At 58.1% G+C, this 3350-nt stretch carries 3 protein-coding genes; 1 reads left to right on the forward strand and 2 read right to left on the reverse strand.

All coding sequences use genetic code 11. From position 1 onward, the window contains the following. The first annotated feature begins 321 nt into the window (after nt 1–321). The gene (locus tag C7G61_RS45420) at nt 322–474 is read left to right on the forward strand and encodes a hypothetical protein (RefSeq protein ID WP_190242266.1); all 153 of its coding nucleotides are present in this window, start codon (nt 322–324) and stop codon (nt 472–474) included. Between the two features lie 237 nt (nt 475–711). Here the strand turns inward: C7G61_RS45420 and C7G61_RS42255 are convergent, their stop codons facing one another. Continuing rightward, on the reverse strand, nt 712–2691 hold the full coding sequence (locus C7G61_RS42255; protein ID WP_145963816.1) for a hypothetical protein: 1980 nt from the start codon (nt 2689–2691) through the stop codon (nt 712–714). A 494-nt stretch (nt 2692–3185) separates the two neighbouring features. Next, nucleotides 3186–3350 (reverse strand): integrase core domain-containing protein (locus C7G61_RS42260; RefSeq protein WP_145963817.1); only part of this gene is annotated, 165 nt, incomplete at its 5' end.

Consider the following 3350-nt stretch of genomic DNA (forward strand, 5'->3'; position numbering starts at 1 on the left):
GATCGTGGCGAGCGAGTTCCTCGACCCGGGCCCGCACCCGCTGCAGCGCGGCTTCCGCCGCAAGGCGCTCACCAGCAGTGGCGGCACCCACGAACAACGCCTCGATCTTCCGAAGCTTCTCGCGCAGCTGCGACTCGCTGTTCATCCTGATCCCGTTGCCCGCTCCGAACCGGGATCACCCCATCACGGCGCCCCGGCGGCGTCAATCATCCCGACCGCGCTATCCAGAGCATTCCGCGCAAGTCAAGCCCGGGCACCGGTGATCCTATCGTGACGCTCACAGCCTCTCAGCATTCGCGAACCGGCGAAGGGAAACTCCAGATGCAGCCGGTCGAGACGCCGCATGATCGCGAGATCGACGTCCGGCACGTCGTGTACAGACTTGCTGCACAAACGCCCGCGGCCAGCGCGCAAACGATGCTCAGAACCGCGCTTAATTGCGTCGTTTTGCTGGCATTCATCGTTCTACTGTGACTGGCTCTGGTTGTCGCGCAGTGCGCCGCTCCTGCTCGTCCCGTGCTTGATGTCATATAACCAGAACGGTTCGCCTTCGGCTGATTGCCTCCGCGCTCCACCCTTTCTTGAGGGTCGCGCGCCGGTTTTGGTCCGCCCACACAGTTCGCACTCTAGCTCCATTGAATTCCTTCATCATCCGAGACTCGCCCCTCTCTAAGAGCCAACGATCCCGGGTACGCCTATTTCGCGACCAAGTTACCGGCCCATGTCCGCACCTCGACCGCGCTTGCGGTCGTCTCGCGCGCGTGAGAACTGGCTCGCATCATCTCCCGCAATGAACTTCGCAAAGGCTCCCTCTGCTCCTTCCGGCACCCTAAGATTATAAGCGCGCTCCGTCATGTAGGTGTTATCGGCACCCTTAAGCCACACTCCTTTTGCGCCGAATGTTCGTGTCAGACTCGCCAGAGTTGTTACGTTATTCAGTTTTGGCCAAATGCCCACGAAGCCACCGCTGTCATTTTGGATAAGAATGTCTGGATTGAAGGTACCTGCTTGTCGTGGGAATCTGTAGTTGTGGAGACAGGTTCTCCTCCCGCCTGGCGTCTCAAAAGAGAGTGGCCCGTCCGTTCTTCGTTCACTAAATGTTTGGCGAGAGAGTTCGCACATGTCCATTGCCTCGCCGTATCCCCGCGGTCCAAGTCGCAAATACAACTCGCTTCTGGGCACGTAGCTACCGCCAGGACCGCCTATCTTAATCAGCACTGACTTGATGTCGTACTCATTCTTGGTCAACCATCTTCCTGTCCTGCGATAATGCTGCTGAGGGGTTTCGAAGAGCATCGCGTGATTCCATTTCGGCTCCGACTCGTGCCCGATCAGTAGATTGTCGCCGCCGATCTCTATGCATTCGATGGTCTGTCCTGTACTAGATCGAAGCGTTTCTTGGCTTAGTAGACCAGACGTGATGGCATCTGGCCTTTCCATTTGGTCGTCGATTTTTGCTTTACCTTTATCGAAGGACCGCTGTGCTTCCACCTTCCTCAATAGTTCGTCGCACTCCGCCCAATCGGCGTCGGTGAAATCGCGGAGATAGTCATGATGCGCCTCTGACGCAGGCGTGCCACCGACATGGCTGGCGCCAGATGACGATGCCGCAACGGTGTTGGCCCCTTCACCTCGTCCGCTTGATCGAGGCGTTGCTTGTCCAGGCGCGTCAATCGTGATGGCAGCCGGTCTTTCCATTTGAACGTCGATTTTTGCTTTACCTTTATCGAGCGACCGCTGTGCTTCCACCTCCCTCAATAGTTCGTCGCACTCTGCCCAATCGGCGTCGGTGAAATCGCGGAGATAGTCATGATGCGCCTCTGACGCAGGCGTGCCACCGATATGGCTGGCGCCAGATGACGATGCCGCAACGGTGTTGGCCCCTTCACCTCGTCCGCTTGATCGAGGCATTGCTTGCCCAGGCGAGTCAATCGTGATGGCAGACCGTCTTTCCATTTGAACGTCGATTTTTGCTTTACCTTTATCGAGTGACGCTGTATTCAGCTCGTCCCACTTCGCCCAATCAGCGTCGGTGAAATTACTGAAGTAGTCATCAAGCATCGTCCCATCGAACGCTCGCACGCCATGAATACGGCTGTGCGCGCGCGGTGACGCCGCACCGGTGTTGGCCCTTTCACGTAGTCCCCTTGATCGCCTCCCCTCATGGACGCTGGCACTCCTACGAGATTCGTTTTCCCGCACACCCGCCACCTCCTCGCCATTCCTCCCCGGCAGCCCCACAGTTTCCGACGTGTGCTCCTTACCGTCTCTCTGTTCCATATCGTGCGCGTCTAGCAAAGCATTTCGCCGCGCCGCTAGCGACTTTGGCACAGCTTGTGGCCCACGCAGTACAGACGTTTCAGCTCCATTGGCTTGCGCATTGTTGCCCGATCGAGCCTTTCTTTGGCTTGGCAGGTCAATCGTGATAGCAGCGAGCCTTTCCATTCGGTCGTCGATTTTTTTACCCATACCGTCGGAAACGGTGTTTCCATCACTCGGTGGCTCGTCCCACTCGGCCCAATCGGCATCGGTGAAGTCATCGAAGTAGTCATGATGCGCTGCCCCGTCTGATGCAAGCGTATCACCAATACGGTTATCCGTGGACGACGCCGCAACAGCGCTGGCCATTTCACCTAGCACCCGAGTCCTCTTGTGACCGCCAGCAATCCCAAAGGACTCGCTTTCCTGCACGCTCGTCCCCTCCTCGCCATTCCCCGCTGGCAACCCGGCGGCCTCCCAGGTACGCTTCGTACCCCCTCTCAGTTCCATACTGTGGGTCCCTTGCAACGCCCTGTGCAGCAACATGCCATCATCGCGCCGCGTCGCGGGCGAGTTTGACGCAGCTTTGGGCCACTCAAGTGTAGCACTTTTGCCGGATCTCCCCCGCTCCCCGTCGTCAAGATTTCGGGCGTGACGATGCGAAGCGCCAGCTGTTCGGTGGTTCGTGGCTAATGCTTCGTTGCCGCGAGGCTCGTCTACATTTACTGCTCGTGAGGTACCGGCTTCGAGCGGGTGGCCGCGCTCTCCATTGTTAGCATTACGAAGTGTCGCACCGCTGACATCCTTCATGATTTGTTCATTCGCCATGACATGTCCTTTGTCATCTGATGTTATCGGCGCGCTCAGAGCTGGTCCCGGTTGTCTGAACAGAGTTTCCGCGTCGATAGGTGGAGCCTCTGCCGGGGTTAGGCTGCCATGCGGAGTGGCAGCGGGGTGAAGTAGACTTGATCCGGCGTGGTGCCGTCAAGACTCGAATGGGGACGCCTGCTGTTATAGAAGTCGAGATATCGGCCGATCGAGCTGCGCGCCTCGCTGACGCTGTCATAGGCCCGCAGGTACACCTCTTCATA

Source organism: Bradyrhizobium algeriense (assembly GCF_003062295.1).
Lineage (GTDB): Bacteria > Pseudomonadota > Alphaproteobacteria > Rhizobiales > Xanthobacteraceae > Bradyrhizobium > Bradyrhizobium algeriense.

What these genes read in the sequence shown, in the direction of transcription:
- C7G61_RS45420 (WP_190242266.1), top strand. Translation starts at nt 322, where the DNA reads ATGCAGCCGGTCGAGACGCCGCATGATCGCGAGATCGACGTCCGGCAC.